A 21,985-nucleotide genomic window follows, 5' to 3' on the forward strand; every position below is an offset into this window, starting at 1 on the left:
GAGCCGTTGATACATGGCTAAGTTCTTTATCGATCGCCCCATCTTTGCGTGGGTCCTTGCTATTATCGTGATGCTAGCGGGCGCGTTATCGATTCTCAAATTACCGATTGAGCAATATCCCAATGTTGCGCCACCGGCAATTGAGATTCAGGCCAACTACCCCGGTGCTGACGCCAAAACGCTGCAAGACTCGGTGACGCAGGTCATCGAACAAAATATGAATGGTATTGATGGCCTGATGTATATGTCATCAAGCAGTGACTCATCAGGTGCACTGACACTGACGATTTCGTTTGAGTCAGGTACCGATGCAGATATCGCCCAGGTCCAGGTGCAGAACAAACTGCAGCTGGCCATGCCGTTGCTGCCTCAGGAAGTGCAACAACAGGGGATTCAGGTTAAAAAATCCTCCAGTAGCTTCCTGATGGTCGCCGGTTTTATCAGCGATGACGGCAGCATGACGCAGAACGATATTTCTGACTATGTGGCCTCCAATATCAAAGATCCTATCAGCCGTACGCCTGGCGTAGGTGATACTCAGGTATTTGGTGCGCAGTATGCGATGCGTATCTGGATGGACCCCAACAAGCTTAATAACTACCAGTTAACCCCTGTTGACGTTATTAATGCGCTGAAAACTCAGAATGCCCAGGTGGCTGCCGGTCAGTTAGGCGGCACGCCACCAGTACCGGGACAGCAGTTAAACGCCTCCATCATTGCGCAAACCCGTCTGACCTCCACCAAAGAGTTCGGCAACATTCTGCTGAAAGTGAACAGTGATGGTTCTCAGGTTCGCCTGCGCGATGTGGCGCAGATTGAACTGGGGGGTGAAAACTACGAGATCATCGCGCGTTATAATGGCAAACCGGCTTCCGGTATTGGTATCAAACTGGCCACCGGCGCGAATGCCCTTAATACGGCAGATGCGGTGAAGGCGGAGCTGGCAAAACTGCAGCCCACGTTCCCGGCAGGCATGAAGGTTGTTTATCCTTATGACACCACACCTTTCGTAAAAATCTCTATTTTCGAAGTGGTGAAGACGCTGATGGAAGCCATTCTGTTAGTGTTCCTGGTGATGTATCTGTTCCTGCAAAACTTCCGTGCCACACTGATTCCGACAATCGCCGTCCCTGTTGTATTGCTGGGTACCTTTGCGATTATCAGCGCCTTTGGCTACTCGATAAACACCCTGACGATGTTCGGGATGGTGCTTGCCATCGGCTTGCTGGTGGATGATGCCATCGTGGTGGTCGAGAACGTCGAGCGCGTCATGGTGGAGGAAGGGCTACCGCCCAAAGAGGCCACGAAGCGGTCGATGGGACAAATTCAGGGCGCGCTGGTCGGTATTGCCCTGGTGCTGTCAGCGGTATTTATTCCGATGGCCTTCTTTGGTGGCTCAACCGGTGTCATTTACCGTCAGTTCTCTATCACCATTGTGTCCGCGATGGCGCTGTCGGTGCTGGTCGCATTGATTCTGACGCCGGCACTGTGCGCCACCATGCTCAAACCGGTGAAAAAAGGCGACCATGGTAAAACCACCGGTTTCTTTGGTTGGTTTAACCGTCTATTCGACAAGAGCACGCATCACTATGTCGATAGCGTGGGCCATATCGTTCGCGGCACCGGTCGTTATCTGCTGCTTTACCTGCTGATTGTGGTGGGAATGGCGTTTCTGTTCCTGCGCCTGCCCTCCTCCTTCCTGCCGGAAGAGGATCAGGGCCTGTTACTGGCTCAGGCACAGCTCCCTGCGGGTGCAACCCAGGAACGTACGCAGAAGGTACTGGATCAGGTTTCTGACTACTTCCTGACAAAAGAAAAGGACTCGGTGAAATCGGTCTTTACCGTTGCCGGGTTTGGTTTTGCGGGTCGTGGACAGAACACCGGTATCGCCTTTGTCAGCCTGAAGCCCTGGGATGAGCGTACCAGCAGCAACATGAAAGTTCCGGCTATCCAGGGACGTGCCATGCAGGCTCTGGGCCAAATCAAAGACGGTATGGTGTTTGCGTTTAACCTGCCAGCGATTATTGAATTAGGTAACGCCACGGGCTTTGACTTTGAGCTAATCGATCAGGCAAACCTTGGTCATGAAAAACTGACGCAGGCGCGTAACCAGCTGTTAGGCATGATTGCCCAGCATCCGGATACGTTGGTCGGTGTCCGTCCAAATGGTCTGGAAGATACCCCGCAGTTCAAACTGGATATTGACCAGGAGAAAGCGCAGGCATTGGGCGTGTCACTCAGTGACATTAACACCACGCTCGGCGCGTCCTGGGGCGGCTCTTACGTCAATGACTTTATTGACCGTGGTCGTGTGAAGAAGGTCTACGTGATGGGTAAAGCCGACGCACGTATGCTGCCGGACGACATTAATAAGTGGTTCGTTCGTAACAGCAACGGCGAGATGGTGCCCTTCTCCGCCTTCTCCTCCGCTCACTGGCAGTATGGTTCACCGCGTCTGGAACGCTATAACGGTTTGCCAGCCATGGAAATTCTGGGTCAGCCTACACCGGGCAAGAGTTCAGGTGAAGCCATGAACATGATGGAAGAGCTGGCCTCTAAGCTGCCAACGGGCATCGGTTATGACTGGACGGGAATGTCCTATCAGGAACGTCTGTCAGGCAACCAGGCACCGGCTCTGTATGCCATTTCGCTGATTGTGGTATTCCTGTGTCTTGCCGCACTCTATGAGAGCTGGTCAATTCCGTTCTCCGTCATGCTGGTCGTGCCGCTTGGCGTGGTCGGTGCGTTACTCTTCACCACCTTACGTGGCCTGAGTAATGACGTTTACTTTGTCGTGGGGTTACTGACAACCGTTGGCCTCTCGGCGAAGAACGCCATTCTGATCGTGGAATTCGCGAAGGATCTGATGGAGAAAGAAGGTAAAGGTCTGGTGGAAGCGACGCTTGAAGCCTGTCGTATGCGTCTGCGTCCTATCCTGATGACCTCGCTGGCCTTTATTCTTGGCGTACTGCCTCTGGCCATCAGCACCGGTGCAGGTTCAGGTGCGCAGAATGCGGTCGGTACCGGCGTAATGGGCGGTATGGTTACCGCTACCGCGCTGGCTATCTTCTTTGTACCGGTGTTCTTTGTTGTGGTACGCCGTCGCTTCGGTAAGAACAAAGCGGACATCGAAAAGGATCATCCTGTCGATAACCACACGCACTAATCTGTAAACATAAAGGCCGCGTCAGCGGCCTTTTTTAATCCCTTCACTGTTTACCGCCACGCTGACTTCCCTTGCCACAGATTGATCTCTGCCAGCCTTCACGTGCTTTAGCTTGCGCCTCTGACCTTCGTCGGAACATCGCCGGTATCAACCTGCCTTTACGCTTTTCGGTTTGCTTGCGTTGGCTTGTAACCTGCATGCGGTTTTCTCCCTGCCTCGACGCTGTTTGCCCCTGGTTTTTCGAGGGTTGCATTCGGATCAGGTGCAGCGCATAATATTGTTATATTATAACATTACATTGGTGGCAATTATGAAAGCAGGTATTCATCCCTCGTATCGTGCCGTGGTGTTCCATGACACCTCTGCTGACGTGTATTTCAAAATCGGTTCAACCATTAAGACTGACCGCACCGTTGAGTTTGAAGGCGAAACCCTGCCTTACATTACACTTGACGTCTCGTCGGCATCCCATGTGTTTTATACCGGTAAACAGAAAGACTTTGCTAAAGAAGGCAGTACCGCGCGCTTTAACCAGCGCTTCGGCCGTTTTCTGGGCCGTCGATAAGAGAGGACATCATGCAGGTATTGAGTTCGCTGCGTTCCGCCAAGAACCGGCATCGGGATTGTAAAGTGGTACGCCGTAAAGGCCGCATCTATGTCATCTGCAAAACGAATCCGCGCTTTAAAGCCGTGCAGGGAAGAAAGAAAAAACGTTGATGTGTCGTGAACCTTAGCCGGAATGTCGCTCACCCGCCATTCCGGCTTTTTTTATGCTCAGTGCATGCTTTTGAGCATGACCTCAACATTGTGTTTAAAAGCCGCTTCATAGGTGGGCGCAGGGCCGGAAGCCGTTGACAGCGCTTCAGGATACAGCTCACCCCCAGGTTTAGCACCGGTGGCGCTGGCAATCTGTTTTACAAGGCGAGGATCGGTCTGGTTTTCCATAAAGTAGGTTTTAATATGTTGCTGCTTAAGCTGGGTGATCAGGCTGGCCACATCGCTGGCGCTGGCTTCCGCTTCCGTTGAGAAACCGACAGGTGCCAGGAAGGTAACGCCATAGCGTTGCCCGAAGTACCCAAAAGCATCATGACTGGTCAGCACTTTACGTTTTTGTTGTGGAATTGCCGCGAAAGACGTTTTGGCCCAGCTGTCCAGTTTCTGTAGCTGCTGAATATAATTTTCGCCGCGCTTACGGATATCATCAGCATCCTGCGGGTCAGCCTTAATCAACGCATCCATCACGTTTTTGGCATAAATCGTGCCGTTGTACATGCTGTTCCACGCATGGGGATCGGTGATGGTTTTGCCATCCTCTTCCATCGTCCGTGTTTCAATGCCCGTTGAGGCCACCACAGGTTGCCCTTTATAGCCCGACGCACTCACCAGACGATTCATCCAGCCTTCCAGCCCCAAACCACTGACAAAGACAACGTCGGCTTTTGCCAGTGCTTCGCTGTCTTGTGGCGTGGGTTCAAACGTGTGGGGATCACCATTCGGCCCTACCAGGCTTTTTACGTGAACGTGATCGCCCCCAATTTGTTTCACGATATCGGCCAGCACGGTAAAACTGGCTACCGCATCTACCGTTTTTGCCATTGATAATGGACTAATGACTAACGCCCCGATTGCCAGACTAATGGGTAATATCTTCATAGCTACCTCTGATTAATGGCGGCGCAGAATGCCACCGCACGGCCCTGTTAAGATGGAGAGAAAAAACAGCATCGCGGCACTCAATACCACCGCCGGGCCTGCCGGCAGTGAAAAGTGCCAGGAAAGTACCAGCCCCGCGAACGCAGACAGCACGGCCATCAACATGGCTGAACCCAGCATGACGACGAGGTGACGACTCCAGAAGCGTGCGCTGGCGGCGGGCAACATCATCAGCCCGACCGACATCAATGTGCCCAGCACCTGAAAACCCGCGACCAGGTTAAGCACCACCAGCGTCAGGAAAATACCGTGCACCAGCGGCGCACTCCATTTGCCCTGCGCGCGCAGAAAATCTGAATCGAATGCATCAATGACCAGAGGACGGTAGATGACGGCCAGCATCAGCAGCGTAAACGCGGCGATGCCGCCGACCACCGCCAGGGCAGGATTATCCACCGCCAGCAGCGATCCAAACAGAACGTGCAGCAGATCGACGCTGGAGCCACGCAGTGAAACCAGCGTGACGCCCAGCGCCAGCGAGCCGAGGTAAAATCCGGCAAAGCTGGCATCTTCTTTAAGCGGCGTATAACGACTGACGGCCCCCGACAGCAGCGCCACCGCCAGGCCTGCAATCAGTCCGCCAACGCCCATCGCCACCAGGGATAAACCCGAGATTAAATAGCCGATGGCGGCACCGGGCAGCACGGCATGGGATAAAGCATCCCCGATTAAGCTCATCCGGCGCAGAGACAGGAAAACGCCCAGCGGCGTGGCACTGAACGCCAGCGCGACACAGGCCACCAGCGCCCGTCGCATAAAGCTGAACTCAATGAAAGGTTGAATAATTGTCACGGCGCGACGCTCCGTAACGGAGCGGTGTCGACCATGCTACGTCGATGAGAACCATCATCCATAGACAGAACATCCGTGAAGTAGCGCTCCACCAGGGGATGGTCATGCAGCACCACCATGAGCGTGGTACCGGCCTGCTGCTGCTGCTGCAAAATAGACATCAGCAACGTCACCGTCTTGCTGTCAATGCCGTTAAAGGGTTCATCAAGCAACCACAGGCGACTGCGTTGCAGCATGAGCCGGGCAAACAGCACGCGCTGCAGCTGCCCACCAGATAAGGTGGAGGGTTGAGCATCGGCATAGTCGCTCATCTGCACCGCATCCAGCGCGTCGCTGATCTCTTTGCGTAATGCCCGGTTGATACCACCAAACCATCCACAGCGCGGCCAGCAGCCTATCGAAACCAGTTCATAGACGGTGAGCGGGAAACGTGTTTCCAGCTCGCTGCGCTGAGGTAGCCACCCGACTTCGCGACGTGGGACATGCAGCTCACACTGTCCTTTCACCGGCGGCAATAAGCCGGCAATGGTTTTAATCAGCGTGGATTTTCCGCTCCCGTTAGCCCCCATCAGAGCGGTCATGCTGCCCTGAGCCAGCTCCGTCGTCACAACGGGCGTCACCGATTGCCCCTGATAGCCCACCTGCAAATTTCTGAACGCTATCACGGCTGCATTCCCCACCACATCGCTATTGCCAGAACAGCGATTAACATGAGTGCTACGACTAACCGCCCACCGAGTGACATTAACAGCCCACTTTGATTCATCACTGCACCAGGAAAAATGTTATAACATAACAACCATGATATCCGATGTTGTGGTGCCAGAGGCACAGCAATGTGTTTCAAAAAATAAATCAGCGCACAAATTGCCTGTAAAGCCACGTTTGATAAGCAGTAACGAATCAATCACTTGCTTAAAACTGGCACTACTAATCTCTTATTACAGGCGCACTGCTACTTGCAAACCGCCAGAAGAACATCAATGATGGGTTTACAGGCGTTATTTATGAGCAGGCCATGTCAGTAAGAATTGAATGCAATGTCGCGCAGGATGAAACGGATTGCGCAAAATTAGCCACAATTATTGGGCGGAATATTCTCAAAATAACAGATTCTCTGGTTGGCGATTTACAATGGTATTCAGCTAATGCCATGTTAGTGCCAGACAGTTTAAAAGTTATTGCTGTTGAGATGACGGGGTCGAATAGATTTAAGTTACTTTACGATTTTCAGTGGAATGTATTTAATCCCTGCCTGGATTTAAATGAAACCATTACGCAGAATGAACAAGTCAGCTTTCATATCAGCCCTGCTGCGCTTGTGTTTGAGCCGATCGAGAATCAGCGCCCCTCACCTGGCGATGAATTGTAATATTTAGTAATGGAGGTGAGCAGAACTAATGATTTTACACTATTCTTAACTCAGCCCGTTATTTACAAACCCGACAACCACTTCTTTGCCACTTCACCTAATCTTGCCGCATTGCGGTAACTTTGCTTGCTACGGAGGGGAAAAAGATGGACGAATACTCACCGAAACGGCATGATATTGCCCAGCTTAAATACTTGTGTGAGAGTTTGTTTGACGCAAGCATGGCGACATTAACTGACAGTCATCATGGCTGGGTTAATGATCCTACTGCCGAAAGCAATTTACAGCTAAACGATCTGATTGAGCATATCGCCTCTTTCACCATGAATTACAAAATTAAGCATGTTGAAGACGAAGCACTGATTACCCAAATCGATGAATATCTTGATGATACCTTTATGCTGTTCAGTAACTATAGTGTAAATACTCAGGACCTTCAGCGCTGGCAACGCTCAGCGAAACGTTTATTTAATCTGTTTACTGAAGAGTGCGCTTTTCTTCAACAGCCAAGCCATTCATTATAGTACTGACGTGAGAACGGTTTATTTATGAACAAAACCCTAACTAAAACTGATTATTTGATGCGACTGAGGCGCTGTCGTTCAATTGACACGCTGGAAAGAGTGATTGAAAAAAATAAGTACGAATTACCCGATGACGAATTAGCAGTATTCTACTCAGCAGCCGACCATCGTCTGGCGGAACTGACGATGAACAAGCTTTATGACAAAGTACCGGTCTCAGTCTGGAAATTTGTACGCTAAGTTATTTTTTCTTTACGTTTAATCTGATTTCACCAGCCAGTATCTGCATAACTCGCCTGCCGGCAATGGAACGGCCCAGGCGAGCTTCGGCTGTTTATCATCTGAAGAAAGGGATGTGACAGAGATGAAATGGTGGAGGCCCTGCCAGCTACATCCCGGCACACACGTCACCTGCTGCGGCTGCTTCCTTCCGGACCTGACCGAGTTCACAAGCTAGCATTGCGGGAGAACCAACAGGGCCTCCATTGACTAGCCCTCATTTCGAGAGCGGAGGCATTATCGGGGAAGCCCCCGGCAATTGCAAGCCTGGTGGGGATGACCGTTGGTTTCTTGTACGATCGCCGATAATTAACCTGCATTGTGATAAAATCATCGTCTTTTTTTGGGCAGGGTAAGCCGATGGACAGCACTGACAGCTTCAAACAGCGAATCTGGCAAATTGTCGCCGCGATTCCACCCGGTAAAGTCACCACCTATGGTGACGTCGCATTGTTGGCCGGCTCGCCCAGAGCAGCACGTCAGGTCGGTGGCGTACTCAGTCGCTTACCCGAGGGCAGCACGCTTCCCTGGCATCGGGTGATTAACCGTCATGGCACGATTTCGTTGCAGGGTGACCGTTTATTCCGTCAGCGAGACGCGCTGGAAGCAGAAGGCGTTGAAGTGAGTGACGGCGGTGAGATTGATTTAGAAAAATATCGCTGGCGGTTTTAATGCATCAGGGCGACAACGAGGTCGCCCTGAACATATCGCCCTAAGGCATTACATGGTCGTCGGCGCAGGCACGGCGGCTGACGGGGTAACCTGAGTCGGTGAGGTGGACGGCACGCTGGTCGCTGCACCAGGTTGTGTCGCCATCGCCATTGATGGTACCGGCACTAACACCAGATCGGCTTTCGTTCCGCCCTGATTAATGACCGGTTTAACCTCTTCAGTGATAAAGGCCATTTTGCCGTCAACGGTAATCGCGGCGCTCAACAGGATACGTGCATTTGGCTGAATATCCGCTGGGTTGAAAGGCAGCACAAAGTGGAACGGTGCCTGTTTCCCATCCGTACGTACGACGCGCTGTGCCAGCACTTTTGACGGTGCGTCAGACACCGACGCATCGGACAGCGTCACAGTCAGCGCCGCATTCGGCGGAAGCGCGATACGCTGGCGGATATAGACCGATCCACTGACGTTAGGCTGAGCAATCGTTGCTGTTTGTCCTGCAACCGCCGAACCCAACGTCGGGGTTGGCACCGGTTTGCCTTTGTGTGCACAACCTGCGAGAGCCATTGCCATCGCTACGCCACTTAACACATGCCAGAATTTCATTGATGTCGTCTCCTTTTGATCAAAATGATTTTTAGCAGTGAATCTTCATTACAGCGTTTCACTCGCCGTATGCCTTAATGTTGGCACAAAATCAGAAGTTTGCCTGGTTCGATGAAAGACAGAAAGTCTGATTGACGGAAACTGGTCGGATCTTTCACACTGAGGTAAATACTGATAATCAGGAAAGCGCCATGAGTCAGGCACTCGAAAATTTGCTTACTTTAATCCATCTGGAAAAAATCGAAGAAGGTCTGTTTCGCGGCCAGAGCGAAGATCTGGGACTGCGTCAGGTCTTTGGTGGTCAGGTCGTGGGACAGGCACTCTTTGCGGCCAAACAGACTGTCCCCGACGATCGCATTATCCATTCCTTCCACAGCTATTTTCTCCGCCCTGGCGACAGCCAGAAGCCCATTATTTACGATGTGGAAAGCCTGCGCGATGGTAAAAGCTTTAGCGCCCGTCGGGTTAGCGCCATTCAAAACGGCCAGCCGATTTTTTATATGACGGCCTCCTTCCAGGCACCGGAGAACGGGTTTGAACATCAAAAGCCGATGCCGCAGGTAAAAGGGCCCGATAACTTACCTAATGAACAGCAGATGGCGCAAAAAATGGCCCATATGCTGCCAGAAAAACTGCGTGAAAAATTTATTGCCGAACGGCCGCTGGAAATTCGCCCGGTGCAGATCCACAACCCGCTGAGAGGTCATGTTGATAAACCACAGCGTCAGGTATGGATTCGGGCCAACGGAACGCTGCCAGACGATTTGCGCATCCATCAGTATCTGCTGGGCTATGCCTCCGATCTCAACTTTTTACCGGTGGCGCTACAGCCACATGGTAAAGGTTTTCTGGAAGCCGATATGCAGGTAGCGACGATAGATCACTCTATGTGGTTTCATCGTTCGCTGAACTTCAATGACTGGCTACTGTATAGCGTGGAGAGTACTTCCGCGTCAGGTGCGCGTGGCTTTGTACGTGGCGAATTTTATAACCGGCAAGGCGAGCTGGTGGCGTCAACGGTGCAGGAAGGGGTGATGCGCCAGCGTCACGAATAGCAAAAGGGGCGAAATCGCCCCTTTGTTTTATCAGTATCGCTGTAGAAATAACTTATTGGTTGTAAGCGTTCTCGCCATGGCTGTTGACGTCCAGGCCTTCGCGCTCATGCTCTTCTGGTACACGCAGACCCACAATCATATCCGCCAGTTTGAAGCCAATGAAGGCCACCACACCGGACCAGACAATCGTGACACCCACGCTCAGCAACTGAATCGAAACCTGATGACCCATGGTGACGCCTGGGGCATAACCTACGCCGCCCAGCGAGGAAGACGCGAATACACCTGTCAGGATACAACCGATGATGCCACAGACGCCGTGAACACCGAATACGTCGCAAGGATCGTCAACCCGCAGCCATCTTTTCAGCGTTGTCACGCCCCAGATGCCAGCCAGACCACCCACTAAACCGATAATTAACGCGCCACCGACACCGACATAACCACAGGCTGGAGTGATGGCGACCAGGCCAGCAATGAAGCCAGAACAGGCACCTAACAGCGAAGGTTTGCCGCGCATCGCCCACTCACCAAAGGTCCATGCCAGCACGGCACCCGCAGTTGCAACAACGGTATTCAGGAAGGCCAGTGCAGCAATTTCGTTAGCGGCAGACGCCGACCCTGCGTTAAAACCAAACCAGCCGACATACAGAATCGCCGTACCGGTGAACACCATCGGCAAGTTATGCGGTTTAAATGCCTCTTTACCAAAACCGGCACGTTTACCCACCAGGTAAGCACCGACCAGGCCTGCAACCGCAGCGTTAATGTGCACCACCGTGCCGCCTGCAAAGTCCAGTGCGCCATCCTGAGCCAGCAAACCGCCCGCCCATACCATATGTGCGATAGGCACATAGGCCAGCGTGAGCCACACCAGGACAAAAATCAGTACCGCGGAGAAGCGAATACGTTCAGCAATAGCACCGACAACCAGCCCTACGGTAATACAGGCAAACGAGGCCTGGAATGCCACGTGGATATATTGATAAAAGCTGCCCATCACCGCTGTCAGAGCAATGTTTTTCAGCATCACCCAGTTAAAGCTACCAAAGAAGGCGTTACCTTCACTGAAAGCCAGTGAGTAGCCATAAATGACCCACAGCACGCACACCAGCGAAAAGGTCACAGCCACCTGGGTCAGCATAGAAAGGACGTTTTTACCGCGGATCAGGCCACCGTAAAACAGCGCAATCCCAGGAATTGACATAAACAGCACCAGCGCGGTGCAAATCATCATAAAGGCGTTATCGGCTTTGTCTGCAACGGCAGGTGCAGCAGCCATTGCCAGCGACGGTAACAGTGCCAGGCTGGTGAGGCCCAACTTGGTCAGCATTTTATTCATTTTTTTTCCATCCCATCACATTACTGAGTCTTGTTTACAGTGCGGCTTCGTCGGTTTCGCCGGTACGTATGCGAATCACGCGCTGCAGTTCAGCAACGAAAATCTTACCGTCGCCAATTTTTCCGGTGTAAGCCGATTTACTGATTACGTCCACCACTTCGTCCAGTTGGTCATCGGCAATGGCGATATCAATTTTTACTTTAGGCAGAAAGTTCACGCTGTATTCCGCACCACGGTACAGTTCGGCGTGCCCTTTCTGACGCCCAAAACCTTTCACTTCGGAGACGGTCAGTCCCTGAATACCAATTGAGGATAATGCCTCTCGCACATCTTCAAGCTTGAACGGCTTAATTACGACGGTAACCAGCTTCATAGCCTCTCCTTAAGGGTTTGAAATAAGTAAGTCTCATGGACACGCAGAGACTTAAGCAAAGCCTGTGCCAGATGTAATTAAAGGATGAAATCAGTTATCAGGCCGCGACGGAATAAGGCTCAGTTAATGCTGAATATGTGGACAGGAAAAGTCAGAAGGACAGATAAGCGAAGCGGATGCACATCTTTGGTGCGCTCAGGCTCAAAGACGTGCATCCAAACGGATCAAGGGAGAAAATATGTGCAAAAAAGGTGCAATCAGACGGCGCTGACTAACGGCGCGGCCAGTTCCAGCTCCTCACCTGCCTGTTGCAGCTGGTACATTTGCCAATAGCGCCCCTGTAATGCCAGGAGTTGCTGATGCGTGCCCTGCTCCACCACGTTACCGCGGTGCAGCACCAGAATGTTGTCGGCTTCGGTGATAGTCGAGAGGCGATGAGCGATCACTACCAGCGTCGTATGCTGACGCAGGGTACGCAGAGTGTGCTGAATCGCCTGCTCTGTACCGGAGTCGATATTGGCAGTGGCTTCATCAAGAATCAGAATCTTCGGCAACTGCACCAGCACACGCGCCAGCGCCAGTAACTGCTTTTGCCCCACGGACAGGTTATTCCCCTGCTCGCCCAGTCGGGTGTGAATGCCGTCGGGCAAGGCGCGGGCCAGCGGTGCCAGTTGCACCTGCTCCAACGCTGTCCACACCGCGTCTTCACTGATATCCCGGCCCAGACGCACATTGGCCAGCAGCGAATCGGCCAGCACCACCGGGTCCTGTTGCACCATAGCGATATCGCGTCGTAGCGCGTGGTGGGAATACTCGCCCAGCGGGCGATCGTCAAGCCTGACCTCGCCGCGCGTCACCGGGTAGTAACCCATTAACAGGTTCGCCAGCGTGCTTTTACCGCTACCGGTATGACCGACCAGGGCAACAAAACCGCGTGAAGGGACATCCAGACTAATATTGCTCAGCACGTCGCGATTATCGCGATAGGCAAAACTGAGGTTATTCAGCGTAATCCGCCCGGACGTCATCGGCTGGTCACTGTCACCATAATGCTGTTGCGGTGCATCCATCAGTTCAAAAATACGTTCACCCGCCACGACCGCCTGCTGCAACATGGACTGCTGCGTCGTGAGTTCGATCAGCGGCTCATTAAGCCGTCCCAGATAGGTGATAAATGCGTACAGTACGCCGACTTCGAAAACACCCGGCATCGAAAAACTGAACAACAGCAGTAAGCCACACAGCACCAGTGCCGAAAACAGGCTTAAGAGTGGCCGCAGCAGGAAACCATCAAGCCGCAGCGTTTGCATGCGCGCCAGATAATGAGAGCGGCTGGCCTCACCCATGCGTTCGCCAAAGCGCGCCTGCTGGCGAAACTGCTGTATCACGCTCATCCCACTGATCACTTCGTTAAAGCCGTTATTGATATCGGCCAGATAGCTGCGAACGCGCCGGGCTATCGGCGTGCTGAAGCGCTGATAAATCAGCATTACGATAAGCACCATAGGGAAAATCAACATGGCCACCAGCGCCATGCGCCAGTCCAGACTGAACATGGCCACCATCATTGCGCCCACCAGTGCCGCACTGCGCAGAACGGTTGCCACAACGGTCACATACAGATCCCTCACGACTTCGGTGTCGTTGGTCACCCGGGAAATCAGTTGTCCAACCGGCTGGGTATCAAACGCGGCAAGGGGCTGACGCAGGGCCGCGTCCATGGCATCGGTGCGTAAACGCTGTACCACGCCAATAGCGGCCTGGTTAAACAGCAGCGCCTGGCCGTAATGCAGCGCAGCGGCCAGCAGTTGCAACAGAATAAAACTCACCACCAGGCCCGCCACAATGCCCCAGGGCATGTGATGCTTCGCCACCAGATTATCGATAAAATAACTCACCAGTACGGGACCGGTGACTTCGGCGGCGGCGGCAACCCACAGCATTAATACCGCCAGCGACAGGGATTTGCGCCAGGGTTTACCGTAACTCAGCAGGCGTTTGAGTGTTGGCCACATCGGTTGTGACTTAGTCATGTGGCACTCCTTTTTCAGTTTCATCATCATCCAGCGCGGCTTCCAGTTGCTGATAGCGGTACATATCCCGATACCAGCCCGCGTTGTTGCTCAGGGCGGCATGGTCGCCGCGTTGCGCTACGGTTCCCTGATGTAACACCAGAATCTCACTGGCTTCAGTCAGTGCAGATAAGCGATGGGCGCTAATGATCAACGTTTTCCCTTTCCCCCACTGGCGCAGATTATGCAGAATGTCATGCTCGGTGCGCCCGTCAACCGCCGACAGCGCATCGTCCAGAACCAGGATCTCGGCATTGAGCAGCAGGGCACGCGCGATTGAGATACGCTGCTTTTGGCCGCCCGACAACATGACACCGCGCTCCCCGACTTCGGTTTCGTACCCTTGCGGCAGGCGTAAGATATCGTCATGGACGCAGGCCATTTTTGCCGCCTGCTCGATATCCTCCTGACGGGCATCGGGCTTGCCCAGCGCGATGTTATTGGCCACGCTGTCGGAAAACAAAAACGGCGTCTGGCTGACCACCGCCAGGCGGCTGCGCCAGCTGTCCAGACGCAGTTGCGGCAGTGGAATCGCATGATAGCGAATATCCCCTTGCTGAATATCGAAGTGGCGCTGAATCAAACTCAGCAAGGTGGTTTTACCACTGCCGGTCGGGCCACACAGGCCCAGCATATCGCCAGGCTTAAGCTGAAACTCAACGTGGCTCAGGATCGCGCCCGAACTGGCGGGATAGCGAAACTCACGAATGGCAACCTGCAGCGTTCCTGCCCGCTCGGGCAACATTTTATCGCCGTCTTCAACCACCGGTGCCTCAGAGAGCAACGCACGAATCCGGCTCCAGGCAGCACTGCCACGCTCAACAATGTTGAACATCCATGCCAGCGCCAGCATCGGCCAGATCATCAAACCAAGATACATCACAAAGCTGGTGAGCTGCCCGAGCGTCATTTGCTCATGCCACACCAGCCAGCTTCCGCCGCCAATCGCCAGCAGGTTGGCAAAGCCAATCGCGATATAAATGGTGGGATCAAAACGCGCATCTACCCGCGCAACACGCAGGTTTTTCTCGCCGGTGTCGCGAGCAATATCGGCAAACTGCTCCGACTGATGCTGCTCCAGGCCAAACGCCTTGATCATTCGGATGCTGGTCAGGCTCTCTTGCGTCTGGTCGTTCAGGCTGGAAAAGGCTGCCTGCGCCAGTTTGAAACGGTTATGCAACTGCTCGCCATAGCGGTGAATCACCAGCGCCATAAACGGCATGGGTATCAGCGACACCAGCGTCAACTGCCAGCTGATTTGGGTACTCATGGCAATCAACACCACGCATCCCATCACCAGGGAATCCACCAGCGTCAGCACGCCTTCACCGGCGGCAAAGACCACACGATCGACATCATTGGTGGCGCGGGCAATAAGATCGCCGGTACGGTGACGCAAATAAAAGGCTGGCTGCTGACGGCTGAGCTGACGATAAAAATCTTCACGCAGCTCAACGGCCAGCTGGTAGGACGCCCCAAACAACAGCACGCGCCAGACATAGCGCAGCAGATAAACCACCACGGCCGTCAGCAACATAATGCCAATCCACATCATTATGTGGCGGGCGCTCATGTTCTGATGGGTGACACCGTCAACAATCACGCCCACGACCCAGGGCGGCAGTAATTGCAGTACGGCAATAACGATCAGTAAGGTCACGGCGCCAAGGTAGCGTCGCCACTCACGAATAAAATACCAACTTAACTGGCTAAATAATCGCACAAGGCTGCTCTCAATCTCTGGTACTCAAGGGCCAACAGGCAGGGCTGTCGTGTATTTAATCTCTTCCATCGCAAAGCTGGAGGTCACATCGATCAGGCCTGTTACACCATTAACTAAACGCTTATAAAAGGCATCATAACTTTTCATGTCGGCAACCTGAATACGCAGTAAATAATCGTACTCACCGGCCATACGGTAAAAGCCCATCACTTCCGGCATGCTCTGCACCACCGAGACGAACTCCTGATACCAGGCCTTACTGTGCTGGGTGGTTTTGACGAACATAAACGCCGTCAGGGAAAGGCCAAGTTTTTCATTGTCCAGTAGTGCAACCCGCCCGCGAATAATGCCATCTTCTTCCAGCTTTTTCAGGCGCTTCCAGCAGGGCGTGGTAGTGAGATTCACCGCGTCCGCCAGCACCTGGAGCGAGGTAGTGCAGTCCTGCTGCAACATAGCCAGCAATTTAAGGTCAATTTTATCTGGCATATGGGCCTCCGGTAGAATTATTTTCTCCATTACCGCCATTTTAACGCAAAACCTGCAAGCTCTTTTTCCTGCACGTGCCTTAAGATAGTGACTTTCACCCGAGCGGAAATGAACCCTATGTCAACATGCTGGATACGCCACGCGATTAACGAAATAAACGCTGACTTTCAACGCTCAGCGGACACGCACTTAATTCGCTTCAGTTTGCCGGATTTTCCGGGCATTGGGTTCTATCTGAAAGATGAAAGTACGCATCCCAGCGGAAGCCTGAAACATCGCCTGGCGCGTTCCCTGTTTCTTTACGCGCTTGCCAATGGTTGGATCAAACAAGGCACGCCTGTTATTGAAGCCTCTTCTGGCAGTACCGCCGTCTCTGAAGCCTATTTTGCTCGCCTGTTGGACTTACCCTTTATTGCCGTGATGCCAGCCAGCACTGCAAAGCGTAAAATTGAGCAAATTACCTTCTACGGCGGTCAGTGCCATTTTGTCAGCGATCCCTGTCAGCTCTATGCCGAATCCGAGCGTCTGGCCCGGGAACTGAACGGCCACTTTATGGATCAGTTTACCTATGCTGAACGGGCAACCGACTGGCGCGGCAACAACAATATTGCCGAAAGTATTTTCCGCCAGATGGCGAACGAGCCGTTTCCTGTTCCTCATACGTTAATTATGAGCGCGGGCACCGGTGGTACGTCAGCCACATTGGGGCGCTATATCCGCTATCAGGGATGTGATACGCGCTTACTGGTGGTCGATCCGCAGCATTCGGTTTTTTATGACTACTGGCAAAATCGTGATGCCACTCTGACCAGCAATCGCGGCAGCATGATTGAAGGTATTGGTCGCCCACGCGTTGAACCCTCCTTTATGCCTGATGTGATTGATGAAATGATCAAAGTGCCCGATGGCGCGACAATTGCCGCCATGCTGAAGCTGGAAACCCTCTTGGGACGTAAACCGGGCCCCTCTACCGGCACGAATTTTTGGGGCATGATGCAGGTAGCAAAACGCTTACGCGATAACAATGAGCAAGGCTCGCTGGTGACGCTCCTGTGCGACAGTGGTGAACGTTATCTTGATACCTACTATCAACCCGAATGGGTGGCTCAGCATATTGGCGAGATTGCGCCATGGCAGCATGAGCTGGCCTGAGGTGGCGATCAAGCCTGTCTTCTGGCATGCGGGTTGGATAACAGCGGCCTGAGTAACCACGGTGCCAGGATTCGCAGCTCGTCCTGTCTGACAGGCTCAGCGATGACGAGTCCATCCTGTTGACGCTGCCGGGCTCAATCTGTTTAGCGCCCAATTCCGCTGACGTCAACGAACGCCCTCACCTGCCCCTTTCCGCTGACGCGGTTGGGCTTCTCGCCAGCCCCACGGTACTAACCTGAGCGCGTGCTGTTCCCGTCACCCGGGAACCGCCGCGCTGCGGAAACCGTTGAGAACCAGCGTTCATTGGTATTCTCCTGATAGTGACCGCCGCTTGCAGCTGTTCAGCAACGCCCTGAGGTATTACCATAAGCACCAATTTTTGTTATTAGGACGAGCCATGAAACGCGCCGTTGTGGTATTTAGCGGTGGACAAGACTCCACCACCTGCCTGGTTCAGGCTTTACAGCTTTACGATGAAGTACACTGCGTGACCTTCGATTATGGTCAACGTCACCGTGAAGAGATTGAGGTAGCGCGTGAGCTTGCGTTAAAACTGGGTGCCCGGGCGCATAAAGTGCTGGATGTAACCATGCTGAATGAGCTGGCCGTCAGTAGCCTGACGCGAGACAACATCCCGGTTCCTGCTTATGACCCGCAGGCAACGGGCCTGCCAAGCACATTTGTACCGGGCCGCAATATTCTGTTCCTGACTCTGGCCTCCGTTTACGCCTATCAGGTTGAGGCTGAGGCGGTGATCACCGGCGTTTGCGAAACGGACTTCTCCGGTTATCCCGACTGTCGCGATGAGTTTGTCAAAGCGCTTAACCACGCCGTCACGCTTGGCATGGCGCGCGATATCCGTTTTGAAACCCCGCTGATGTGGCTCGATAAGGCCGAAACCTGGGCGCTGGCCGATTACTGGCAGCAGCTCACGCTGATCCGTGAAGAGACGCTCACCTGCTATAACGGCGTGAAAGGTGACGGCTGTGGCGAATGTGCCGCCTGTCATCTGCGCGCAAAAGGTCTGAAGGCTTATCTGCAGGATAGTCCCGGCATCATGTCAGCCATGAAGGCAAAAACCGGTTTACAGTAAAGACGTGAGCGGCGGCTAACGATTGCCGCCGCGTTGATCCTGTCAGTCAGGCTATTAATTTTTCCAGCCGCTGCCGCAGTTCGCCTTCAAGCGGAACGGCTTTTTGTGAACGAAGATCGATACACACGAAGGTCAGTGCCGCATCCGCAACCACGGTATCCCCTCCGGCTAAAAGAATACGTTGAGACATAATGCCGCTTTTTCCATTGAGCTGCGTCATCTCGCTGCTGATCTCCAGAACATCGCCCAGCACCGCCGGGCGACGATAGTTGATGTTGATGTTAACCACCACAAAGGCCAGTTTTTGCTCAAGCAGCCAGTTAAAAGCGTCTGCTTCCTCCAGCCATTGCCAGCGCGCTTCTTCTAAAAACTCCAGATAACGAGCATTATTAACATGCTGATAGACATCCAGATGATAACCGCGCACTTTTATCGTGGTCTGCATTCCTGTTCTCCTGCTGCTAAAGATTAACTGGTTGGACCTGTTCACTTTAGCAGAGTCCGGCCAGGCCAGCAGGTTAAGCATCAGAGTTGCGCCTTACCTCACAATTTCAGACGCGACGCATTTCTCTCGACCAGAGCATTACCAAAGCCGGGCACATCTTTAAGTTGATCGATGGCCGTGAACGGGCCGTATTCTTCACGATAGCTGACGATGGACTGCGCCTTTTTCAGACCCACACCGTTCATCACCGACGAGAGCTGTTCTGCCGTCGCGTCGTTGATACTGACCTGCTCCTGATGCGGCAGGGAAACCTGAGCGGCCTGCGTTTCACTTGGGGTTTCTGCCGCTGACAGTGGCATTTGATACAGTGCGCCACACAGAGCGAGGGAAAGATAAAAGGCCTGTAAGTTGGTTTTAGCCATGCTGTGTTTCTCCTTGTGTTAAACAGCAGGCTCAGGTTGTCATGTCGGTAAAATGGACTCAAAGCGCAAACGACAGAAATGGAAAAGGCCGCATAAGCGGCCTTTAGTCGTTTCAGTGATTACCTGAATTTTGCGAGGATTACTGCATCTGGGCAGCAGCGCCGTATTTAATTTTGGCCTCTTTGCGCAGATTTTGCAGCAATGCTTCAAAGGCAAGTTGCGCATTGTTCTGCGTGACACCTTTGACCATTTCATCAATCTGAGCCTGAGGCATGCTACCGGTGCTGACTTTATTAACCGCCACCAGTACCACATTGCCCTGCATATCTTCGCTTACGCCCCAGGACGGTTTGTTATCCGCAGGCTGTGGCAGATTAAACGCCGCCTGCGCCACCGGGTCCTGAGAATTACGATCAACCGTTTTGCTGGCGCTCAGCGTCAGGCCTGCGGCTTTTAGCACATCCTGTTTTCCGGCTTTCAGGTCGGCTAACAGTTTATCTGCCTGGGCTTTTGCCTGCTGCGTCGCTTTATCGTGTTTCAACGTATCGACAATCTGTGCTTTAACCTTTTCCAGCGGCTCTACCGCTTCAGGTTTATGCTCGCTGATACGCAACACAAAAGCGCGATCGCCATCGACACTGATGATGTCAGAGTTATTCCCCGGCGCGCCATTTTGACCAACAAGACCGCCGTTAAAAATAGCCTGCTTCACCGCGTCGAAGTCGAGATCTTTTGGCACGTCATCACGGTTAAACCAGCCTGTTTCTGTGGCTTTAATGCCTGACGCCTGCTCAGCACCGGCAAGCGACTCATTGTCATTGCTGGCTGCTTCGCTCACCTTCTGCTGCAGTTTATAGAAAGCGTCCAGCGCTTTTTCCTGCTCAACTTTATCCGCCACTTCGCTGCGCACATCAGCCAGCGGCTTGATCTGCTCAGGCTTGATATCGTCAAGGCGCACAATCAGGAAGCCAACGGAAGACTTAATCACACCTGACAGCTGGCCTTTCTCTTTCAGCCCTGCATTTTTCAGCTCATCCGGCGTGGTTGACGGCTCCAGCCAGCCCATGTCTCCACCTTTACGGGCAGAAATCGGGTCGATGGATTTGGTCTTCGCCAGCTCGGCAAAATCAGCACCGCTCTTCAGCTGAGCCAAAATCGCATTGGCATCGGCTTCCGTTTTGGTCTGAATCACGCTGTAACGATCGCGCTGTGGCTGCGTGTAGTCCGCTTTATTTTTATCATACCAGGCCTGAATATCCGCATCGCTGGCATTTTCCTGCATACCGGCGGCATCCAGTTTGATATAGCTGACCCGGAACTGCTCAGGGGCCATAAAGCTGTTTTTATGCTGCTGATAGTACTGGCTGGTTTCGTCATCGTTGACGGTTTGCTTTGCCGCCAGCGCATTCACGTCGATCGTCGCGGTCTGAATATCACGCTTCTGTGCCACCAAATCCACCAGCTTGCTGGTTTCATTTTTAAGCATAAAGTCGGTGTTCGCGATGGCGTTAATCAACTGCTGGGTGGCCAGTTGTTTACGCAGCGCTTCCGCGTACTGGTCAGCGTTGAAACCCATATCGGTAATCATCGCGTTATATTTGGCGTTATCAAACTTACCGTTGGTCTGGAAAGCGGCCTGATTGAAAATAGCCTGCTTGACCTGATCGTCACTGATAGCGATGTGCAGATCTTTAATGTAGGTGTCCAGTAAAGCCTGATCGATCAACTGAGACAGTGCCTGCTGGCGCATCTGCTGCATGTAACCGTCGTTACCTGCCAGTTGTGAGAACTGATCGCCCAGCATCTGCTGCTGACGGTTCCGTTCGCTGTTAAATGCCCGATCTAACTGCGCCCGGCTGATCTCCTGACCGTTAACTTTGGCCGCATAATCATTGTTGCCGCCAATCAGATAGTTGCCAACGCCGGTCAGCACAAAGGAGAGAATGATCAACCCCAAAATAATCTTGAGCACGACATGGTTCGACGCCGCGCGTAAATTGTCCATCATGGTATGACAACACTCCGCTGTAGTGTGAATGTAAAGCCCTGTCGCAATAACGCCATCTTCCCGGCGCATTACTCAGCTGCAAATCTGGCTGGCAGCAATAATCCTGTTGAGACAAGCCTCGCGACCTTTACTGCCTCTCTGGATATAAAAAAGGCACATCTCATCGATGTGCCCGTATGTTACATGAGAACGCGTTAACCGTCCTCTAATCCACTCAAGAAAATGTGTTAATGAGTGGTGGCGTTGTCATTAGTTGACAGCGTCTTTCAGTGCTTTACCTGCACGGAAACCCGGTACTTTACCTGCCGGGATAGTAATCTCTTTACCGGTTTGCGGATTACGGCCTGTGCGCGCTGCACGCTCACGTACTGAGAAAGTGCCGAAACCCACCAGCGCCACTTCATCTCCGCCTTTCAGCGCATCAGAAACAGAGCCCATAAATGCATCTAACACACGTCCTGCTGCTGCTTTAGAAATGTCGGCATCGGCAGCAATTTTATCGATCAGTTGTGACTTATTCACTCTATTCATCCCCTCTTTATTATTTCACATCGTACCCACGCTTCCTGTCGGGTACGAACGCGCAGCAAGTTATATCAAGCCTTATTAGCTGAAACAACGGTAATCCTCTTATAACGTCAGTCCAGCAGCAACCTAAATTAACGGCACAAAAAAAAGCTGGCAAGCACC

The 21,985-nt window shown here is 52.8% G+C and carries 23 protein-coding genes and 1 other RNA gene; 10 read left to right on the forward strand and 14 right to left on the reverse strand.

All coding sequences use genetic code 11. The features are described 5' to 3' along the window. Window positions 1-13 precede the first annotated feature (13 nt). From QNH99_RS16505 to ykgO, 3 genes are all read left to right on the forward strand, one after another. On the forward strand, window positions 14-3,166 hold the full coding sequence (locus tag QNH99_RS16505; RefSeq protein WP_096011989.1) for a multidrug efflux RND transporter permease subunit AcrB: 3,153 nt from the start codon (window positions 14-16) through the stop codon (window positions 3,164-3,166). A 310-nt stretch (window positions 3,167-3,476) separates the two neighbouring features. Beyond that, the gene (locus QNH99_RS16510; RefSeq protein ID WP_096012062.1) at window positions 3,477-3,731 is read left to right on the forward strand and encodes a type B 50S ribosomal protein L31; all 255 of its coding nucleotides are present in this window, start codon (window positions 3,477-3,479) and stop codon (window positions 3,729-3,731) included. 11 nt (window positions 3,732-3,742) lie between these two features. After that, complete coding sequence (gene ykgO / locus QNH99_RS16515; protein ID WP_063878669.1) at window positions 3,743-3,883, forward strand: type B 50S ribosomal protein L36; 141 nt, start codon at window positions 3,743-3,745, stop codon at window positions 3,881-3,883. Between the two features lie 57 nt (window positions 3,884-3,940). On the opposite strand, the gene QNH99_RS16520 is transcribed toward ykgO, so the two are convergent. From QNH99_RS16520 to QNH99_RS16530, 3 genes are read right to left on the reverse strand one after another with little or no spacing between them, the layout of a single operon-like run. Beyond that, the gene (locus tag QNH99_RS16520) at window positions 3,941-4,819 is read right to left on the reverse strand and encodes a metal ABC transporter substrate-binding protein (RefSeq protein WP_096011990.1); all 879 of its coding nucleotides are present in this window, start codon (window positions 4,817-4,819) and stop codon (window positions 3,941-3,943) included. A gap of 12 nt (window positions 4,820-4,831) precedes the next feature. Continuing rightward, window positions 4,832-5,671 (reverse strand): metal ABC transporter permease, encoded by an 840-nt coding sequence (locus tag QNH99_RS16525; protein ID WP_063878667.1) that lies wholly within the window; start codon window positions 5,669-5,671, stop codon window positions 4,832-4,834. After that, a complete protein-coding gene (locus tag QNH99_RS16530) occupies window positions 5,668-6,336 on the reverse strand; it encodes a metal ABC transporter ATP-binding protein (protein WP_096011991.1) in 669 nt (222 codons plus the stop codon). The genes QNH99_RS16525 and QNH99_RS16530 overlap by 4 nt, the downstream gene beginning before the upstream one ends. A 353-nt stretch (window positions 6,337-6,689) precedes the next feature. On the opposite strand from QNH99_RS16530, the gene QNH99_RS16535 reads away from it, so the two are divergent. The 3 genes from QNH99_RS16535 to QNH99_RS16545 all read left to right on the forward strand — a co-directional run bounded on the left by QNH99_RS16535 (window position 6,690) and on the right by QNH99_RS16545 (window position 7,807). Continuing rightward, window positions 6,690-7,043 (forward strand): hypothetical protein, encoded by a 354-nt coding sequence (locus tag QNH99_RS16535; RefSeq protein ID WP_063878666.1) that lies wholly within the window; start codon window positions 6,690-6,692, stop codon window positions 7,041-7,043. A gap of 146 nt (window positions 7,044-7,189) precedes the next feature. Continuing rightward, window positions 7,190-7,567, forward strand: a complete 378-nt coding sequence (tomB, locus tag QNH99_RS16540; protein WP_063878665.1) for an Hha toxicity modulator TomB — start codon at window positions 7,190-7,192, stop codon at window positions 7,565-7,567. A 24-nt stretch (window positions 7,568-7,591) separates the two neighbouring features. After that, window positions 7,592-7,807 carry an HHA domain-containing protein gene (locus tag QNH99_RS16545; protein ID WP_063878664.1) on the forward strand — a complete coding sequence of 72 codons (216 nt, stop codon included), beginning with the start codon at window positions 7,592-7,594 and terminating at the stop codon, window positions 7,805-7,807. 139 nt (window positions 7,808-7,946) lie between these two features. Here the strand turns inward: QNH99_RS16545 and ffs are convergent. After that, an RNA gene (ffs, locus tag QNH99_RS16550) (signal recognition particle sRNA small type) lies at window positions 7,947-8,043 on the reverse strand. Window positions 8,044-8,206: 163 nt separating this feature from the next. Here ffs and QNH99_RS16555 point away from each other — a divergent pair. Further along, window positions 8,207-8,518 carry an MGMT family protein gene (locus tag QNH99_RS16555; protein WP_063878663.1) on the forward strand — a complete coding sequence of 104 codons (312 nt, stop codon included), beginning with the start codon at window positions 8,207-8,209 and terminating at the stop codon, window positions 8,516-8,518. Between the two features lie 48 nt (window positions 8,519-8,566). Here QNH99_RS16555 and QNH99_RS16560 read toward each other — a convergent pair whose 3' ends face one another. After that, window positions 8,567-9,124: a YbaY family lipoprotein gene (locus QNH99_RS16560; protein WP_063878662.1), complete on the reverse strand. Its 558-nt coding sequence runs from the start codon at window positions 9,122-9,124 to the stop codon at window positions 8,567-8,569. 191 nt (window positions 9,125-9,315) lie between these two features. Between QNH99_RS16560 and tesB the strand changes: the two genes are divergently transcribed. Continuing rightward, on the forward strand, window positions 9,316-10,179 hold the full coding sequence (tesB, locus tag QNH99_RS16565; RefSeq protein WP_256852932.1) for an acyl-CoA thioesterase II: 864 nt from the start codon (window positions 9,316-9,318) through the stop codon (window positions 10,177-10,179). Between the two features lie 52 nt (window positions 10,180-10,231). Here the strand turns inward: tesB and amtB are convergent, their stop codons facing one another. The 5 genes from amtB to QNH99_RS16590 form a co-directional block, all read right to left on the reverse strand. After that, a complete protein-coding gene (gene amtB / locus QNH99_RS16570) occupies window positions 10,232-11,521 on the reverse strand; it encodes an ammonium transporter AmtB (RefSeq protein ID WP_063878660.1) in 1,290 nt (429 codons plus the stop codon). Window positions 11,522-11,555: 34 nt separating this feature from the next. Continuing rightward, on the reverse strand, window positions 11,556-11,894 hold the full coding sequence (gene glnK / locus QNH99_RS16575) for a P-II family nitrogen regulator (protein ID WP_013024898.1): 339 nt from the start codon (window positions 11,892-11,894) through the stop codon (window positions 11,556-11,558). 257 nt (window positions 11,895-12,151) lie between these two features. Beyond that, window positions 12,152-13,927 carry a SmdB family multidrug efflux ABC transporter permease/ATP-binding protein gene (locus QNH99_RS16580; protein ID WP_145393742.1) on the reverse strand — a complete coding sequence of 592 codons (1,776 nt, stop codon included), beginning with the start codon at window positions 13,925-13,927 and terminating at the stop codon, window positions 12,152-12,154. Next, window positions 13,920-15,689: a SmdA family multidrug ABC transporter permease/ATP-binding protein gene (locus QNH99_RS16585; protein ID WP_410516939.1), complete on the reverse strand. Its 1,770-nt coding sequence runs from the start codon at window positions 15,687-15,689 to the stop codon at window positions 13,920-13,922. The genes QNH99_RS16580 and QNH99_RS16585 overlap by 8 nt, the downstream gene beginning before the upstream one ends. A gap of 24 nt (window positions 15,690-15,713) precedes the next feature. Next, window positions 15,714-16,175, reverse strand: a complete 462-nt coding sequence (locus QNH99_RS16590) for an Lrp/AsnC family transcriptional regulator (RefSeq protein WP_015700832.1) — start codon at window positions 16,173-16,175, stop codon at window positions 15,714-15,716. 117 nt (window positions 16,176-16,292) lie between these two features. Between QNH99_RS16590 and QNH99_RS16595 the strand changes: the two genes are divergently transcribed. Together QNH99_RS16595 and queC are read left to right on the forward strand one after the other, a co-directional pair. Next, a complete protein-coding gene (locus QNH99_RS16595) occupies window positions 16,293-17,327 on the forward strand; it encodes a PLP-dependent cysteine synthase family protein (RefSeq protein WP_410516940.1) in 1,035 nt (344 codons plus the stop codon). 397 nt (window positions 17,328-17,724) lie between these two features. Continuing rightward, the gene (gene queC, locus QNH99_RS16600; protein WP_063878656.1) at window positions 17,725-18,420 is read left to right on the forward strand and encodes a 7-cyano-7-deazaguanine synthase QueC; all 696 of its coding nucleotides are present in this window, start codon (window positions 17,725-17,727) and stop codon (window positions 18,418-18,420) included. Between the two features lie 46 nt (window positions 18,421-18,466). Here the strand turns inward: queC and QNH99_RS16605 are convergent, their stop codons facing one another. From QNH99_RS16605 to hupB, 4 genes are all read right to left on the reverse strand, one after another. Beyond that, window positions 18,467-18,865: an acyl-CoA thioesterase gene (locus QNH99_RS16605; RefSeq protein ID WP_410516941.1), complete on the reverse strand. Its 399-nt coding sequence runs from the start codon at window positions 18,863-18,865 to the stop codon at window positions 18,467-18,469. Between the two features lie 98 nt (window positions 18,866-18,963). Next, window positions 18,964-19,287 (reverse strand): helix-hairpin-helix domain-containing protein, encoded by a 324-nt coding sequence (locus tag QNH99_RS16610; RefSeq protein WP_063878654.1) that lies wholly within the window; start codon window positions 19,285-19,287, stop codon window positions 18,964-18,966. Window positions 19,288-19,426: 139 nt separating this feature from the next. Beyond that, window positions 19,427-21,295: a peptidylprolyl isomerase gene (gene ppiD / locus QNH99_RS16615; protein WP_410516942.1), complete on the reverse strand. Its 1,869-nt coding sequence runs from the start codon at window positions 21,293-21,295 to the stop codon at window positions 19,427-19,429. 249 nt (window positions 21,296-21,544) lie between these two features. After that, window positions 21,545-21,817 carry a nucleoid-associated protein HU-beta gene (gene hupB / locus QNH99_RS16620; RefSeq protein ID WP_014606441.1) on the reverse strand — a complete coding sequence of 91 codons (273 nt, stop codon included), beginning with the start codon at window positions 21,815-21,817 and terminating at the stop codon, window positions 21,545-21,547. Window positions 21,818-21,985: the final 168 nt, after the last annotated feature.

This window comes from Pantoea allii, from assembly GCF_046529425.1.
Taxonomy (GTDB): domain Bacteria; phylum Pseudomonadota; class Gammaproteobacteria; order Enterobacterales; family Enterobacteriaceae; genus Pantoea; species Pantoea allii.